This is a genomic window from Streptomyces sp. G7(2002), assembly GCF_028870195.1.
Taxonomy (GTDB): domain Bacteria; phylum Actinomycetota; class Actinomycetes; order Streptomycetales; family Streptomycetaceae; genus Streptomyces; species Streptomyces nigrescens.
Map to the genome: position 1 here is coordinate 7,884,902 of NZ_CP102609.1, position 16,151 is coordinate 7,901,052.

At 72.4% G+C, this 16,151-nt stretch carries 12 protein-coding genes; 8 read left to right on the forward strand and 4 right to left on the reverse strand.

All coding sequences use genetic code 11. From position 1 onward, the window contains the following. Positions 1 to 177 precede the first annotated feature (177 nt). Positions 178 to 2,787: an MFS transporter gene (locus NUT86_RS33825; protein WP_446750800.1), complete on the forward strand. Its 2,610-nt coding sequence runs from the start codon at positions 178 to 180 to the stop codon at positions 2,785 to 2,787. A gap of 129 nt (positions 2,788 to 2,916) precedes the next feature. Further along, positions 2,917 to 3,855 carry an alpha/beta fold hydrolase gene (locus tag NUT86_RS33830; RefSeq protein ID WP_274739151.1) on the forward strand — a complete coding sequence of 313 codons (939 nt, stop codon included), beginning with the start codon at positions 2,917 to 2,919 and terminating at the stop codon, positions 3,853 to 3,855. Here the strand turns inward: NUT86_RS33830 and NUT86_RS33835 are convergent. Beyond that, entirely contained in the window at positions 3,846 to 4,697 is an 852-nt protein-coding gene (locus tag NUT86_RS33835; protein WP_167540494.1) for a class I SAM-dependent methyltransferase, read from the reverse strand. The genes NUT86_RS33830 and NUT86_RS33835 overlap by 10 nt on opposite strands. A gap of 315 nt (positions 4,698 to 5,012) precedes the next feature. Between NUT86_RS33835 and NUT86_RS33840 the strand changes: the two genes are divergently transcribed. Further along, on the forward strand, positions 5,013 to 6,104 hold the full coding sequence (locus NUT86_RS33840) for a hypothetical protein (RefSeq protein ID WP_274739152.1): 1,092 nt from the start codon (positions 5,013 to 5,015) through the stop codon (positions 6,102 to 6,104). A gap of 85 nt (positions 6,105 to 6,189) precedes the next feature. On the opposite strand, the gene NUT86_RS33845 is transcribed toward NUT86_RS33840, so the two are convergent. Continuing rightward, positions 6,190 to 7,065, reverse strand: a complete 876-nt coding sequence (locus tag NUT86_RS33845; RefSeq protein ID WP_274739154.1) for a serine hydrolase — start codon at positions 7,063 to 7,065, stop codon at positions 6,190 to 6,192. A gap of 287 nt (positions 7,066 to 7,352) precedes the next feature. After that, positions 7,353 to 8,156, reverse strand: coding sequence for a PucR family transcriptional regulator (locus NUT86_RS33850; protein WP_262370889.1), 804 nt, complete (start codon positions 8,154 to 8,156; stop codon positions 7,353 to 7,355). Positions 8,157 to 8,617: 461 nt separating this feature from the next. Here NUT86_RS33850 and NUT86_RS33855 point away from each other — a divergent pair, with 461 nt between their 5' ends. The 5 genes from NUT86_RS33855 (at position 8,618) to NUT86_RS33875 (ending at position 15,833) form a co-directional block, all read left to right on the forward strand. Beyond that, positions 8,618 to 9,451: a M55 family metallopeptidase gene (locus NUT86_RS33855; RefSeq protein ID WP_093645344.1), complete on the forward strand. Its 834-nt coding sequence runs from the start codon at positions 8,618 to 8,620 to the stop codon at positions 9,449 to 9,451. After that, a complete protein-coding gene (locus NUT86_RS33860; protein WP_274739157.1) occupies positions 9,444 to 10,808 on the forward strand; it encodes a M20/M25/M40 family metallo-hydrolase in 1,365 nt (454 codons plus the stop codon). The genes NUT86_RS33855 and NUT86_RS33860 overlap by 8 nt, the downstream gene beginning before the upstream one ends. Positions 10,809 to 10,853: 45 nt before the next feature. Next, a complete protein-coding gene (locus NUT86_RS33865; protein ID WP_274739159.1) occupies positions 10,854 to 12,881 on the forward strand; it encodes a prolyl oligopeptidase family serine peptidase in 2,028 nt (675 codons plus the stop codon). Next, positions 12,878 to 13,810 (forward strand): S66 peptidase family protein, encoded by a 933-nt coding sequence (locus tag NUT86_RS33870; protein WP_159485156.1) that lies wholly within the window; start codon positions 12,878 to 12,880, stop codon positions 13,808 to 13,810. The genes NUT86_RS33865 and NUT86_RS33870 overlap by 4 nt, the downstream gene beginning before the upstream one ends. Before the next feature lie 208 nt (positions 13,811 to 14,018). Continuing rightward, positions 14,019 to 15,833, forward strand: coding sequence for a CocE/NonD family hydrolase (locus NUT86_RS33875; RefSeq protein WP_274740716.1), 1,815 nt, complete (start codon positions 14,019 to 14,021; stop codon positions 15,831 to 15,833). 118 nt (positions 15,834 to 15,951) lie between these two features. Here the strand turns inward: NUT86_RS33875 and NUT86_RS33880 are convergent, their stop codons facing one another. Continuing rightward, positions 15,952 to 16,146, reverse strand: coding sequence for a ferredoxin (locus tag NUT86_RS33880; protein WP_018090488.1), 195 nt, complete (start codon positions 16,144 to 16,146; stop codon positions 15,952 to 15,954). Between the last annotated feature and the right edge of the window lie 5 nt (positions 16,147 to 16,151).

Consider the following 16,151-nt stretch of genomic DNA (forward strand, 5'->3'; position numbering starts at 1 on the left):
GTGCGGCCCGCCGGAGCGGTTCCGTACGGAAAGCCCTGATGGGAGCCCAATAGGCCTCCCGGGCAACGTACTTGACGCCCGGTCCCGCCCCGTCCGACCCCCTTTGCCGCGCTTGATCGGTGTTGTCGCCCAATGCGAGAACTTGGGCGGCAACAGGCGTGACGAGGGGAGCAGCACGTGGGCGGGACCACCCTGAGCGAGCGGGCCGGGCGAACCGATCCGCCCGTATCCGGTGCGACGACGGCAACGCCAAAGGCAACGGCAACGGCAGTGCCAATTGCTCCGGCACCGGCAATTGCTCCGGCACCGACCCCGACCCCGGCTCCGGTCGCGAGCGGCGAACCCGAGGAGCCCGGCCACCCCGGTGCACCGGCGCCGCTCGGCCCCCGCCGTCTCCGGCCGGTCGTCGCCGGCCTGATGCTGACGCTGCTGCTCGCCGCCCTCGGCCAGACCATCATCGTCACCGCGCTCCCGGAGATCGCCGGTGAGCTGCACGGTCCGGGCGCGATGTCCTGGGTGGTGATGTCCTACCTGCTCGCCTCGGTCATCGGACTGCCCCTCTACGGGAAGCTCGGCGATCTCTTCGGCCGTAAGCCCGTCTTCCTCTTCGCCCTCCTCGTCTTCACCGTCGGCTCGGCGCTGGCCGGCTGGTCGCGGACCATGGACGAACTGGTCGTCTTCCGGGCGGTCCAGGGCGTCGGCGGCGGCGGGCTGATCATCGGCGTCCAGGCGATCATCGCCGATGTCGTACCGCCCCGGGCCCGCGGCCGCTACACGGGTCTGCTCGGCGCCGTCTTCGGCCTCGGCTTCGTGGCCGGACCGCTGATCGGCGGCTTCTGCGCCGACCATGCCTCCTGGCGCTGGTGCTTCTCCCTCAACGTTCCGTTGGGTGTGCTGACGTTCCTGGTCATCGCCTGCGTGCTGAAGCTGCCCCGCCCCACGAGGCGCGCCAAGCCGGACCTCGCCGGGGCGCTGCTGCTCGCCGCGTTCTCCATCTGCCTGGTCCTGCTGGCCAGTTGGGGCGGCACCACCTACGCCTGGGACTCGCGGGTCGTCCTCGGCCTCGCCGCCGGTGCGCTCGGCACCGCCCTGCTGTTCCTCGCGGTCGAGTACTTCGCTACCGAACCGCTGATCCCGCTGCGGCTGTTCCGCGACTCGGTCTTCCACGTCACCGGTCTGACCGGCGCCGCCGTCGGCCTCGCGCTCTTCGGCGCCGTCAGCTGTCTGCCGGCCTTCCTGCAGAGGGCCGACGGCGCCACGGCCACCGAGTCCGGGCTGCTGATGCTGCCCCTGACGGGCGGCCTCGTCATCGCCTCCCTAGTCTCCGGCCGCCTCATCAGCCGCACCGGCCGCCACAAGGTCTTCCCCGTCCTGGGGTGTGTGCCGGCCGCGGTGGGGATGTGGCTGCTGTCGCGGTGCCAGCAGGACACCGCGTGGGAGGTCTACAGCCTCGGGACGGCCCTGCTCGGCCTCGGGATCGGCTTCGTCCTGCCGGTGCTGGTGCTCGCCGTGCGGCACTCCGTACGCACCCCCGACCCCGGCGCCGCGACCGGCGCCACCCACTGCGTCCGGCAGATCGGCGGCAGCGTCGGCGCGGCCCTCTTCGCCATCCTCCTCGCCGACCGGCTGGCCCGCCGGCTCGGCGACCGGCTGCCCGGGTCGGCGCGGCTGCCCGCTCCGGAGTCGCTCACCCCGCGACTGGTACGGGCGCTGCCCGCCGCGCTGCGCGACAGCCCTGTCGCCGCGTACGCGGACGCCATGCCGCGGATCTTCCTTTTTCTCGTGCCGGTGCTCGTCCTGAGCCTTGTGCTCGCCTTCTTCCTGAAAGGGAAACCCCTGGTGTCCCACGCCTCTCCTGCCCCGCAGGCCGCCCCGTCCCCGCAGATGCCGTACGGCGACCCGGCCGACCCCGCCGCCGTACCGCAGGCCCGTGCCGCGGCGGACACAAACGCCGTCAACTCCCATGGCCCCGGCTCCCCTTACACCCGCGCACACCGCCACACCACCACCGGACACACCGCCGTCATGGCCGGCGTCCCGGTCTGCGGCACCGTCCAGCACCACGACGGCAGCATCGTGCCGCGCGCCGCGCTCACCCTCATCGATGTCGCCGGCCGGCAGATCGGCCGCGGCGCCACCGGAGAGGACGGACGGTATGCGCTGAGCACACCGGGCGCCGGCTCGTATGTGCTGATCGCGTCGGCGGGCGGCCACCAGCCGCAGGCGGTGACCGTCACGGTCGGCGAACGGCCGGTCGAGCTGGATGTCGTGCTCGGCGGCGCCGGGCGGCTCGCGGGCACCGTCACCACCGCCGACGGCACGCCCGTACGCGATGCCATGGTCACCCTCACCGATGTACGCGGCGAGGTCGTCGCCACCACCCGCAGCGGACGCGAAGGCGGCTATGTCATCGGGGAGTTGGTGGCCGGCGAGTACACCCTGGCCTCCAGCGCCCCGGCGTTCCGCCCCGCCGCGCTGCCGGTGACCGTCCAGGCCTCCCGGGAGACCCGCCAGGACATCGAGCTCGCCGGTGGCGCGGTGCTGCGCGGGACCGTACGGGCCGGCGGTGGCCGCCCCGTCGAGGACGCCAGGGTCACTCTGCTCGACGCCGCCGGCAATGTCGTCGACACGGCGACCACCGGGCCCGACGGGCTCTTCCGCTTCGTGGATCTGTCGGCCGGCGAGTACACCGTCATCGCCGCCGGATACCCGCCGGTGGCCACCGTCCTCCAGGTGGCCGGCGGCGGCCGCACCGAACGCGACCTCCAGCTGGGGCACGAGGACTGAACGCACCGAGACGGTTGCCGTAACAGCTGTATCTGATGCCTCGTCAAATATGCCGCAGCTAAAGGGGGATGGGATGTGGCCCGTCCCCCGCGGCCCCTACGGCAGGCGCCCCCGTGGTTGGATGCCCGTATGGCGGAGATCAGTTTTCCGGAGCCGCGCATCGGGCCGGAATGGGCGCGGCGGCGCATCGGGGCGTTCCGTGACGCGGCGGCGTTCGAGCGGTTCGCGGCGGTGTACCGGGAGGCGATGGACGGTCTGCCCGAGCCCGATGAGCAGCGGACCGTGGACACCTCGTACGGGGCGGTGCGGGTGTACCGCTTCGGTACGGGGGACGGAGTGCCGCTCGTCCTGATGCCGGGAAGGCAGTCGTGCACCCCGCTGTGGCGGACGAATCTGCCGGGGCTGATGCGCAGCGGACGCCCCGTGTACGCCGTCGACGGCCTCGGGGAGCCGGGCTGCAGCGCACAGTCGGCGCCGATGACGTCCGGCACCGACCAGGCGGCCTGGATCGACGAGATGCTCGCCCGGCTCGCCCTGCCCCGGGCGCATGTGCTCGGGGTGTCGATCGGGGGCTGGCTGGCGGTGCAGGTCGCTCTGCACCGTCCGGAGCGGATCGCGTCGGTGATCGCGCTGGATCCGGCGAACACCTTCGCGCCGCTGAGCTGGAAGATGATCGTCGTCTCGCTGGGCAGTGTGCTCCCCGGGATGCCGGAGGGGCTGCGCAACCGGCTGCTGGGCTGGATCTCGGGCGGGATCGACGACGCCTCGGAGCACATCGAGGGCCGGCTGATCGCCTCCGGTATGCGGGACTTCAAGGTCAGCTTCCCGGCCCCGGCCCTGCCCGGCGAGGACGCGCTGCGCTCCCTCGGCGTCCCCGTACTCGCGCTGATCGCCGGGAAGAGCATCGCGCATGACGCCGGGAAGGCCGCGGCCCGCGCCCGCACCCTGCGCGACAGCACCGTGGAGGTCTGGCCGGACGCCTCCCATGCGATCAACGGGGAGTACCCGGAGCGGCTCGCGGAGCGGGTGCACACCTTTCTCGGCGTGGTGGAGAACCGTCAGGGCTGACCCGTGAGGGAGGCGGGGGCCGCACCGAAGCGCAGCCGGGTGATGAGCGGGCGGTCCGTGCGCAGCAGTGGCAGGGCGGCGGCGCGCGGGGCGAGATAGCCGATGAAGCCGCGGCCCGCGGGGAGCGGCACCTCTGACACCTCGCTGATGGCCGGATGGGCCTGCCGCAGAAGGTCCCGGTCGACCGCGTCCATGCCCCAGGGCATCGGGGGCAGACGATGACCGCCCGGCCCCTTCGTACGGGTGCGAGTGCGGGTGCTGAAGCGCCGCGAGACGGTGTCGAAGACCATCGTGCCGCCGGGGAACGCATCGGCGCAGGCGGCGATCAGACGGGTCACCTGCGCGGGCTGCAGATACATCAGCAGGCCCTGAGCGGTCACCAGGACACCGCGCGAGGGGTCGATGTCCGCCATCCACTGGCTGTCCCGGGCGTCGCAGGCCACCAGCCGCTGCCGCGCCCCGTGCGGCAGGACGCGCTTCCGCAGCGCCAACGGGCCGTTGAGGTCGACGGTGACCCACTGGGCCCGGCCGTTGTCCACCCGCCAGAACTGCGTCTCCAGGCCCTCGCCGAGAGCGACCACGGTGCCGTCCGGCCGGTCGGCGAGAAACGCGCGCACCACTCGGTCGAACCCGAGGGCGCGCAGGGCGATGGCCTGCGCCAGCCAGGGCCGGGCGGCGCCCATCCGCTCCCGGAAGGGGAACTCGATCTCGGTGAGGAGCTGTACGGCGCGTGGATCGGGCAGCACCGTGTCCGGGCGGGCGGCCTCGGCGGCGCGGTGATAGAGCGTCCACAACGCCGTTTCGGGAACTCCCTTGAGGTCTGCCTTGACGCGGCCTGGCACCGAGTTCCTCCCAGAGTGCGGTGTGGGGCGGTGAGCCGCGGCGCGCAGGCCCGGCGGACCACCGGCTGCGCTGCCTCGCTCATGCGGCGTTGATATCCCGGTCCCGCCCCGCACGGGGCCGTTCGGGGTGCCGGTCACCCTGGGGAGTGCAAAGTCGTACCGCCTTGTACTGCGTCGTACCGCCTGGTACGGCGGCCGGGAGGGGACGGATGCGGCCGTGGCGGCCCGCCAACGGCCCGTGCCCGTACGGCGCGTAGGGTTTCTGCCGCGGATTCCCCGGGAATCCGCCGCGGGACCAAGGGGGACGGGGGAGTCATGGCGGCAGCGGGGTGGCGCAAGTGGGTACCGGGCCGGAGGGCGGTGGTCGTCCTCGTCGTGGTCCTGGCGGTGCTCGCCGGAGGTGGGTACGCCGCGAAACCGCTGTGGCAGCCGTGGTGGTACGCGACAAACGTCTGCGCGGGACTGCTCTCGGCGGACGACCTGGCGGAGGTACTCCCCACCAAGCAGCTGCAGGCCGCTGAGGAGGAGGCGGATCTCGCCCACGGTCGGATGAAGTGCGGGGTGAACACGTCGGACCACGAATTCTCGCTGATGGCGAGGGTGGAATCCGATCCCGGAGAGGTGGACCGCCTGCTCAGCGGCGAATTCACCATCCCCACCCCGCCGCGGTTCGTCTTCCCCGCGGGAATCCCCGGCTTCCATGCCGGGTTGGGGCACTACCTCGTGCAGGAGTGCCCGGACCTCGGGCGGGATTCCCTCGGCCGCAACCGGCGGCTGGTCACCTGGGTGAACGGCAAGTGGGACGAGAAGCACGGCACGCCCGCCACCCTGCGGATCGCCGTCTCGCTCGCCAACGGCGCGGCGGAGAAGGCCGGTTGCGGTGCGCCGCGGCTGCCACTGCCGCAGCGGGCGGTGCTGCGTCCGACGGCCGTGCCGCTGGAGAAGGGCGGCGCCGGCTGTGGCTGGCTGGCCCGTGCCCGGCTCCCCGAGAAGCCGGGAGGCAAGCACTGGCGGGTCATCGCGCGTACGGACCCGCATGCGGCGGTCACCAGCTGCGCACTCGTGGACGGCACGAGCGGGGCGGAGTACGCCGAGTTCAGCGGCTGGTACGGAGACTGGACGGACAAGTCCTTCGACACACTGATCGGCGCCAACGTCCGGCTGCCGCGCGGCTTCCCGGACGACGGCCAGGTGATGACCGAGCACTTCGGCACCGCCGCCCTCGCCCGCTGCGAGGGCGAGTCCGCCCACTGGGAGGCGAGCAGCTACCCGGACAGCGCGGGCCGGTCTCTCGCGGGGCGTGAACTGCGGCCGCTGCTCGTCGCGTTCGCCCGGGACCAGGCCGAGCGCCGGGGCTGCGGCCGTCCGGCGCTGCCGGGGCAGCGGATCTTCCCGAGCGGGAGATGAGGGAGGGGGCCCGCCTCTGCCTGCGGGTGGACGACAATCGGCGGCCGCGTATGCGGGCGGCCGCCCGGCGCCGTGGGACCGGAGGTCAGTGCGTCAGATCGCGGTGGATGACCCGGGCGGCGCGCTCGACGGTGGCCACGCCGTCGTCCATGGTGTGGTTTCCGGTGGAGAGGACGGCCATGCCGTAGTCGTTCCCGCTGCCGTTGAAGGTGCCGACGCTGTTCACCCGCCAGCCGTCGGTCTTGCGCGGCAGCCAGCCGTTCTTGACGTGGACGGCGTCGGGGTCCGGGGCGCCGGCGGGGACGCCCCACCGCTGGTCGGGGACGACCCGGTGCATCAGGTCGAGGGCGTAGCCGCGGGAGGCGGCGGTGAGCACCCGGTTGTCCGTGGTGAGCAGCTGCATCAGTGTGAGCTGGTCGGCGGCGGTGATCTGGGTCAGGCCCCAGGCACCGTGCGTGCCCGGGACGGTGTGCCGCATACCGGCCAGGGACAGGAAGTGCTTGATGCCGGCCGGGCCGACGCGGCGCCACAGCGCGGTGGTCGACTTGTTGTCCGACTTGGTGATCATGGCGGTGGCCAGCCGCTTCTCGTGCGGGGTCAGCTTGCGGTGGGCCTCCTCGGCCTGCCGCAGCAGGGCCGCGAGCACCGTGACCTTCACCACACTCGCCGAGTCGAAGTGGGCGCCGGCCTTGAACTCACAGTGGGTCCTGGTGCGCCGGTCGTAGACCGCCAGCGCCGAGGCGCCCTCCCGCCCGTGGAGGGCGTCGGCGATGTCCTGGGACAGCGCGGGCGCCAGGCCCGGCTTCTTCGAGGTGCACACGACCTTGGAGCCGCCCACCGGCGTGCTGGCGGAGCCGGCCGAGGCCGGGGTCGCCGTGGTGAGCACCGTGAGCAGCGATCCGGCAGCCACGACCGCGGCCAGCCCGCGGCGCGCGGAGGTCGATATGCGTGATCCGTGCATGGAGAAGGTGTCCTGTCCCGCTGTGTACCGGAGGCTCCGCCGTGGGGCGGCCGGCCTCGTGCGACCGGATGTGCGTCGGGCCACTGCGGCCGTGCGGCCGGCCGGTGTCCCGCTTCATGGGTCACGGTGACGATACGCGGCGGGGGTGCGGACATCCCGGGCGTGATGGGTGGATTGTCCGTATTTGGGGGGTGTATCGGGATGTGACATTCGCCAAATCCGGGGGCGAATGCGGGCATGTCTCCAGGGGGCGTCTTCCCGGTCAGGCCGGATCGGGAAGACGCCCCCTAGGGGCGTGGCAGGGCCTTACGCGGCTTGGTGGTGACGCGCGGACGGCGGGTCGCGCCCGTCCGGCGCCGGCGTGCGGCGGCCATCAGCTGGCGGCTGCGGAGGGCCATCTCGATCTCGAAGCGGGTCCGTGGGTCCCGGAGGCGGGGGCCGAACAGCTTCTCCAGCTGGCGCATCCGGTAGCGGACGGTCTGCGGGTGGATGCTGAGCGCCTTGGCCACCTCCGGGGCCCCCATGCCGCCGAGCCAGGCGAGCAGGGTGGCCTCCAGGCGCTCGCACCGCTCCGGCGTCAGCCCCGCGAGCGGGCGCAGACGGCGGGCGATCAGCGTGTGGGCCAGCGACTCGTCCTGGAGGAGGACGAGGGAGGAGAGGTGGTCGTCGACGAACACCACTCCGGCGTCGGGGCCGTCGTGCGCGGACGCCAGGTCCAGCAGCCGGGACGCGGCGCGCACGGAGGCCTCGGCCTCCGTCGGCGCCACCGCATGACCGACCACCGCGGCGCGATGGCGCAGGACGCCCTTCAGCCGGGCCCGTCCGCTCTTGCCGTCGGCCAGCGCGGCGGGGATCAGCAGGCCCGGCGCTTCGCCCGGTGTGCTGACGAGGCAGTCGCCCAGCGCGGACGCCACCAGATGGATGTCGGTGTCGGTGCGCAGCATGACCGCGCGCACCTTCTCGGGCAGCGGATGGCCGGACCGCAGGACGTCCTGGATCAGCCTTGCCACCTGCTGCGGGCCGCCCCGCTCGATCACTTCCTTGAAGCCTGGATTGCGATCGCAAAGAGACTGCGCGATCAGTTCGGTCAAGATCGCGAGTTGGGCTTCGCTGTCGGCTCGCGTGTCACCGCATTGCGGTAACCGGACGCCATTGAGTGCCTCGCTCACCATTCTGCCTCTGTTTCATCGCGTGGGAAGCTGGTCCGGCCTGTTGTACCTCACCTGGCATGTGCCGTCGGCAGCTGACAGAACTCGTTCAGAAGTCCTTACGGATTCCGTCAGAAGTCCTTCCGCTTTGCGACAGAAACTGTGCGAGATGCGGTGGGAGACGAGCGTACCCCCAGCTTCCGCTTGAAAGGAATCGTGTTGCTGTGATGAAGAAGTCGTGCGGGTTGCGCTCAACGCGGCTGCCCTGGAGCGCGCTGGACGGGGCGTCAGGCAGAAGGCCCTGGTTAGGCTGGGCAATCCGTTCGGCATCGCCGAAACTGTGGTGACCGGGCGACGTGAGATGTCGTGCGTACCGCCTCCTAGCTGCGACGGGACTGGTGCATGTGAAAATCCTCATCTCCGCGGACATGGAGGGCGCCACGGGTGTGACCTGGCCGGCCGATGTGCTGCCGGGCACGCCCCAATGGGAGCGCTGCCGCCATATGTTCACGTCCGACGTCAATGCGGCGATTGCCGGATTCTTCGACGGCGGCGCCGATGAGGTGCTGGTCAACGAGGCGCACTGGACGATGCGCAATCTCCTGCTGGAACAGCTCGACGAGCGTGCGCAGATGCTCACCGGACGGCACAAATCGCTGAGCATGGTCGAAGGTGTGCAGCACGGCGACGTCGACGGGATCGCCTTCGTCGGCTACCACACCGGGGCAGGCACCGAAGGCGTCCTCGCGCACACCTACCTCGCCAACACCCTCACCGGCGTCTGGGTCGACGGCACCCGCGCGAGCGAGGGCTATCTGAACTCCCTGGTGGTCGCCGAGTACGGCGTCCCCGTGGTGCTGGTCACCGGTGACGACCGCACCTGCCAGGACGCGCTCGGGTACGCCCCGCAGGCGCCCGGTGTGGCGGTCAAGGACTATGTGTCGCGCTATGCGGCGGTCTGCCGGCCGCCGGCCCGTACGGCGGCCGACATCCGGGCCGCCGCCCACAAGGGAGCGGCGCTGGCGGTGCGTCATGAACCGTCCCGGCGCGGGCCGTTCCGGTTCGAGCTGGAATTCGACGCGGAACATCTGGTGGGCGCGGCCACCTGCGTGCCCGGCGTGGAACGATGCGGGGAGCGCCGCATCGCGTATACGAGTCAGAACATGTACGAGGCCATCCGGTGCTTCAAGGCGGTCACCACCGTCGTCTCGTCCGCCGTGGAGGAACAATATGGCTGAGGTGGAGTCCGCCGGGGAGCCCGGGACCGGGCAGGCCCCCGGTGTGGACCGGCAGGCGCTCGACGAGGTGGTGCGGTTCACCTCCGACCTGATCCGGATCGACACCAGCAACGCCGGTGACGGCACCTGTCAGGAGCGCCCGGCCGCCGAGTACGTCGCCGAGCGGCTGGCCGGGGCCGGACTGACGCCGACGCTGCTGGAGCGCAGCAAGGGCCGTACCAATGTGGTCGCCCGTATCGAGGGCACCGACCCCGCGGCCGATGCCCTGCTGGTGCACGGCCATCTCGACGTGGTGCCCGCCGAGCCCGCGGACTGGAGTGTGCACCCCTTCTCCGGGGAGATCCGCGACGGTGTGGTCTGGGGCCGCGGCGCCATCGACATGAAGAACATGGACGCGATGGTGCTCGCCGTGGTCCGCCAATGGGCCCGCAGCGGGGTGCGGCCGCGGCGGGACATCGTGCTCGCCTTCACGGCCGACGAAGAGGCCAGCGCCGAGGACGGCTCCGGCTTCCTGGCCGACCGGCACCCCGGGCTCTTCGAGGGCTGCACCGAAGGCATCAGCGAGTCCGGGGCCTTCACCTTCCATGCCGGCGGCGGGATGCAGTTGTATCCGGTCGCCGCGGGGGAGCGCGGGACGGCCTGGCTGAAGCTGACCGCCCGGGGACGGGCCGGGCACGGCTCGAAGGTCAACCGCGACAACGCCGTCAGCCGGCTGGCCGCGGCCGTGGCCCGGATCGGCGAGCACGACTGGCCGGTCCGGCTCACCCCGACGGTACGGGCCGCGCTCCGCGAACTCGCCGCGCTGCAGGGCATCGAGGCGGATGTCGATTCGCCGCGCTTCGATGTCGACGCGCTGCTCGGCAAGCTCGGCCCGGCCGCCAAACTGGTCGAGCCGACGGTCCGCAACAGCGCCAACCCGACGATGCTGGCGGCCGGTTACAAGGTCAATGTGATCCCGGGAACCGCCGTCGCCCATGTCGACGGCCGGGTGCTCCCCGGCGGCGAGGCGGAGTTCCGTACGACCATGGATGAGCTCACGGGACCGGACGTGAGCTGGGAGTACCACCATCGCGAGGTGGCGCTCGAGGCCCCGGTCGACTCTCCGACGTTCGCCGCGATGCGGGCCGCGATCGAGCGCTTCGACCCGGACGGCCGTGTCGTGCCGTACTGCATGTCCGGCGGCACCGACGCCAAGCAGTTCTCCCGGCTGGGCATCACCGGCTACGGCTTCTCGCCGCTGAAACTGCCCGAGGGCTTCGACTACCAGGCGCTCTTCCACGGTGTGGACGAATGTGTGCCGGTCGAGGGGCTGCACTTCGGTGTCCGGGTACTCGATCATTTCCTGCGTGCGGTCTGACCGGCCGAACGCATGGCCCGACCGGTGGTGGAGAGGAACTGCAGCATGGTGACCACGGCTCCGTACGGTGGCTGGACGTCCCCGATAGATGCCCGGATGGTCGCGGCGCACGACGGCCGGCCGGCCTTCGTGGGTGTCGTCGGCGACGAGGTGTGGTGGACGGAGCCGCGGCCCGCCGAGGGCGGCCGGCGGGCGCTGGTCCGCCGGCGGCCGGCCGGCGCCGAGGAGTCGGTACTTCCCGCGCCCTGGAACGTCCGCAGCCGGGTACTGGAGTACGGCGGCCAGCCCTGGGCCGGTGCGGTCACCGAGCGCGGACCGCTGGTCGTCTTCAGCAACTTCGCCGACCAGCGGCTGTACGCCTACGCACCGGACAGCGACGAGGCCCCGCGCCCGCTCACCCCGCACTCCGGCGTCGGTGACGGGCTGCGCTGGGCCGATCCGGTGCTGCGCCCGGAGCTCGGTGAGGTGTGGTGCGTCCTGGAGGAGTTCACGGGCGACCGGCCGACCGATGTGCGCCGGGTGATCGCGGCCGTGCCGCTCGACGGCTCCGCCGCCGAACACCGGGCCTCGGTAAGGGAGTTGAGCGACGACCGGCATCGCTTCGTGACCGGTCCGCGGATCTCCCCGGACGGACGGCGGGTCGCCTGGCTCGCCTGGGACCACCCCCGGATGCCCTGGGAGGGCACGCTGGCGATGGTGGCGCGGGTCACCGGGAAGGGCGAGTTCGAGGACATCCGGCCGCTGGTCGGCGACCTCGGCCCCGGCGCGCCGCACGGCGGCGCGGCAGGTGAGTCCGTCGCCCAGATCGAGTGGGCGGCCGACGGCTCCCTGTTGTTCGTCTCGGACCTCAGCGGCTGGTGGGAGCTGCAGCGCATCGACCCCGACGCGGCGGACGACGGTGTGGTGGCGAGCCGCGCGCTGTGCCCCGCCCGGCAGGAGGAGTTCGGCGGGCCGCTGTGGACCGTCGGCCAGCGCTGGTTCCTGCCCCTGGAGAACGGCACCCTCGCGGTGATCCACGGCCGGGGCGCCACCTCCCTGGGCATCCTCGACCCGGTGAGCGGCGAGCTGGTCGACGCGGCGGGCCCGTGGACCGAATGGGCGCCCAGCCTCGCCGTGCACGGCAGCCGTGTCCTCGGCATCGCCGCCGGCCCGCACAGCTCGTACGAGGTCGTCGAGCTGGACACCTGCACCGGACGCGCCCGGGTGCTGGCCTGCCGGCATGCCGATGTCCTGGACCCGGCCTACTACCCCCGGCCGGTCGACCGGACCTTCACCGGCCCCGACGGGCGGGACATCCACGCCCACATCTACCCGCCGCACAACCCCGACCACCGCGCCCCCGACGGTGAGCTGCCGCCCTTCGTGGTGTGGGCGCACGGCGGCCCCACCGGCCGGGCCCCGCTGGTGCTCGACCTGGAGATCGCCTACTTCACCACCCGTGGCATCGGCGTCGCCGAGGTCAACTACGGCGGCTCGACGGGCTACGGCAGGGAGTACCGCGAGCGGCTGCGCGGCCAGTGGGGTGTGGTGGACGTCGAGGACTGTGCCGCCGTCGCCCGCGCGCTGGCCGACGAGGGCACCGCCGACCGCGCCCGGCTGGCCATCCGCGGCGGCAGCGCCGGCGGCTGGACCGCAGCCGCCTCCCTGACCGCCACCGACCTCTACGCCTGCGGCACCATCAGCTATCCGATCCTGGACCTGACCGGCTGGGCCACCGGCGAGACCCATGACTTCGAGTCGCGGTATCTGGACTCGCTGGTGGGACCGCTCGCCGAGGTGCCCGACCGCTACCGCGAGCGCTCGCCGCTGCACCGCGCGGACCGGATCACCGCGCCCTTCCTGCTGCTCCAGGGCCTGGACGATGTGATCTGCCCGCCCGCGCAGTGCGAACGGTTCCTCGCCGAGGTCGCCGGGCGCGGTATACAGCACGCCTATCTGCCGTTCCCCGGGGAGGGACACGGCTTCCGCCGCGCGGAGACCATCGTGCGCGCGGTGGAGGCCGAACTCTCCCTCTACGCCCAGACCTTCGGCATCACCCGCGGCGATGTCCCGACGCTGGAGCTGCGCGGATGACGCCGCCCGGGGCGGTCCGGCCGCCGCGGCTGCGGCCCGGCGACCGGGTGGCGGTCGTGGCGCCCAGCGGCCCGCTCATGGCGGAGCGGCTGGACCGCGGGCTGGATGTGCTCCGCGGCTGGGATCTCGACCCGGTCGCCGCGCCCCATGCCCGCGGCACCCACCCCACGCTGGGCCATCTCGCCGCCTCCGACGAGGAGCGGGCCCGTGACCTCCAGGAGGCATGGTGCGATCCGTCCGTCAAAGCGGTGTTCGCGGCGCGCGGTGGCTACGGCGCCCAGCGGATGGTCGACCTGCTGGACTGGGACGCCCTCCGGGCCGCGGCCCCCAAACCGCTGATCGGCTTCAGCGATGTGACGGTGCTGCACGAGGCGTTCGCGGTGCGGGCCGGGGTGTCCACCCTGCACGGGCCGGCCGTCGCGGGGGAGGTCTTCCTCAAGGACGACGCCACCCGTGACCACCTGCGGCGCACGCTGTTCGCGCCGGAGACCGTCCGCACCCTGGTGTCGCCGTCCGCCCGGCCGCTGGTGCCGGGCCGGGCCCGCGGGGTCACCGTCGGCGGCTGTCTGGCCATGCTCGCCACCGAGCTGGGCACCCCGTGGGCCCGGCAGGGCGCGGCGGGCGGGCTGCTCCTGCTGGAGGACGTCGGGGAACCGCCGTACCGCATCGACCGGGCGCTCACCCAACTCCTGCGCTCCGGCTGGCTGGACGGAGTCGCGGGGATCGTGCTCGGCTCCTGGGCCCGCTGCGGTCCCTACGACCGGGTGCGGGAGGTGCTGGTGGACCGGCTGGCCGGGCTCGGGGTGCCGGTGGCCGAGGAGTTCGGCTTCGGACACGGGGATTCCGCGCTGACGGTTCCGCTGGGCCTCCCCGCCGAGCTGGACGCCACGGCCGGCACGCTGACCTTCGAGGAGCCGGCGACGGTGTGAGCGCTTAGCCGTCTTGACGGTTTGTCATTGCCCCGCCGTCCAGGGCCTCATGGGAAATCCCCCGCTCTCCTGGACCGGGACGCTCCTGAACGCACGTCCTAACGGCGACGCGTGTCAGGAGCGTTGACTTGCCGTTACTCGTGTCACAGCATGAGCGCGCCGCTACCGACTGGTTGGTACGACCTGTGTGGAGGTCCTCGTGCCCAGCGTGTCCCGAGCCGTGTCCCGCCCCGTGCTCCGCAGGTCCCTCGCCCTGCTGGCCGGCTCCGCCCTCGCCGCGCCGCTCTTCCTGACCGCCCCCGCGGTCGCAGCCGCCGACCCGTACACCGTCACCGCTCTGAAGGTCACCGTCCGGGCCGGCGAACGCCACTGCACCCTGGACGCGGATGTCTACCGCCCGGCCGGAGCCGACGCCGCCCACCCGGCGCCCGCCGTGCTGACCACCAACGGCTTCGGCGGCAGCAAGGCGGACGGCTCCACCGACGCCCTCGCCAAGGCCTTCGCCACCCGCGGGTATGTGGCGCTGGCCTACTCCGGGCTCGGCTTCGGCAAGACCGGCTGCCCGATTTCCCTCGACGACCCCGGGATCGACGGCCGGGCGGCGAGCGGGCTGGTCGACCTGCTGGCCGGTGCCCGTACGGCCGACAACGGGACACGTCTCGACTATGTCGCCAAGGACGGCGCACAGGATCCGCGGGTCGGCATGATCGGTGGCTCCTACGGTGGCGCGATCCAGCTGGCCACCGCCGCCGTCGACCACCGGGTCGACGCGCTGGTCCCGCTCATCACCTGGAACGACCTCTCCTACTCGCTCGACCCGAACAACGCCGGCCTGACCCACGGGGTCACCGGCCCGCTGCCCGGCGCCTACAAGTGGCAGTGGACGAACGGGTTCTTCCTGATCGGCGAGGCGCAGGGGCTGCTGCATCCGGAGCTCGACCCGTCGCGCACCGGCGGCTCCGGCTGTCTGCACTTCGTCGCGCGGGCCTGCGAGACCAAGCGGCTGCTGGATTCCGGAAAGTACCCGGCGGAGAAGACCGACGCCGTCTTCCGCTATGCCCGCAGCGTCTCCCCGGTCTCGTACCTGCCGTCGGTCAAGGCGCCGACGCTGCTCGTGCAGGGCCAGAACGACAGCCTGTTCAACCTCAACGAGGCCACCGCCACCTACCGGACCCTCGCCGCGCAGGGCACCCCGGTCAAGATGATCTGGCAGGCATGGGGCCACAGCGGCGGGATGAAGAAGCCGGCGAAGGGCGAACTCAACCTGGGGCAGGGCAATCTGGACACCAGTTACGTCGGACAGCGGATCCTGGCGTGGTTCGACCGCTATCTGCGGCACCGGACGGCGACCGGCACCGGCCCGGCCTTCGCCTACCACCGGGACTGGGTGACCGACGGGTCCGCCTACGCCACCTCGCCCGCCTTCCCGGCGGGCGGCACCCGGCGGCTGTATCTCTCCGGGGACGGCAAGCTCGTCGGCCACCGCGGTGAGGTGGCGCGCGGCAGCCGGTCGTACCGCAATCTGCGGATGGCGAGCAGCCACTCGGAGAGTTCGCTGGCCGGGATGCTGGGGCTGCCGGACGTGGCGCCGTACGACGCGAGGGGCACCTTTCTGGACTGGACGTCGGCGCCGGTGGCGGGCGGGCCGGTGGAGGTGGTGGGCGCGCCCAGGGCGACGCTGAAGGTCGTCTCACCGCGGGCCGAGCAGGCCCAGAAGTCCTCGGACGCGGCCGACAGGCTGGTGCTGTTCGCCAAGCTCTACGATGTCGCGCCGGACGGCAAGAAGACGCTGGTGCACCGGTTGGTGGCCCCGGCCCGCGTGCCCGATGTGACCCGGCCGTTCACCGTGGAACTGCCGGCCATCGTGCACCGTTACGAGCCGGGGCACCGGCTGCGCTTCGTGATCGCCGCGAGCGACGACGCCTATGCGGGCAATCGCGGCGTGAAGCCGGTGACGGTCAGCAGTACGCCCGAGGACACCGGGGTCCTCGAACTGCCCGTCACCCAAGGGGTGTTGCGGTAGCGGATGGGGTGGATGCCGTAGGGACAAGTGGAGGGGCGGAACGTCTCGGGCGCGCTGCGGGCACCGGTGTCAGCCGGTAGCCGGGCGCGTCAGCCGGGGCGTCCGCGAGGGTGACGGCTCAGTCGTCCGTGACCTCGATGGCCTGCACGGGGCAGGCGCGGGCGGCTTCCCGCACCAGCGGGTCGCCCGCGCCGTCCTCACGGCCGGGCAGCAGCGCACTGAAACCGTCGTCGTCCTGGGTGAAGACCCCCGGCGCGGTCAGGGCACACTGGCCGGCGCCGATGCAGCGGTCGGTGTCGATCGCGATCCGCATTCCGG

Bases quoted from the DNA above. Each gene is read 5' to 3' on its own strand.
- NUT86_RS33880 (WP_018090488.1), bottom strand. From the start codon at position 16,146: ATGCGGATCGCGATCGACACCGACCGCTGCATCGGCGCCGGCCAGTGT.
- NUT86_RS33845 (WP_274739154.1), bottom strand. From the start codon at position 7,065: ATGCACGGATCACGCATATCGACCTCCGCGCGCCGCGGGCTGGCCGCG.
- NUT86_RS33830 (WP_274739151.1), top strand. From the start codon at position 2,917: ATGGCGGAGATCAGTTTTCCGGAGCCGCGCATCGGGCCGGAATGGGCG.
- NUT86_RS33860 (WP_274739157.1), top strand. From the start codon at position 9,444: ATGGCTGAGGTGGAGTCCGCCGGGGAGCCCGGGACCGGGCAGGCCCCC.
- NUT86_RS33870 (WP_159485156.1), top strand. From the start codon at position 12,878: ATGACGCCGCCCGGGGCGGTCCGGCCGCCGCGGCTGCGGCCCGGCGAC.
- NUT86_RS33865 (WP_274739159.1), top strand. From the start codon at position 10,854: ATGGTGACCACGGCTCCGTACGGTGGCTGGACGTCCCCGATAGATGCC.
- NUT86_RS33840 (WP_274739152.1), top strand. From the start codon at position 5,013: ATGGCGGCAGCGGGGTGGCGCAAGTGGGTACCGGGCCGGAGGGCGGTG.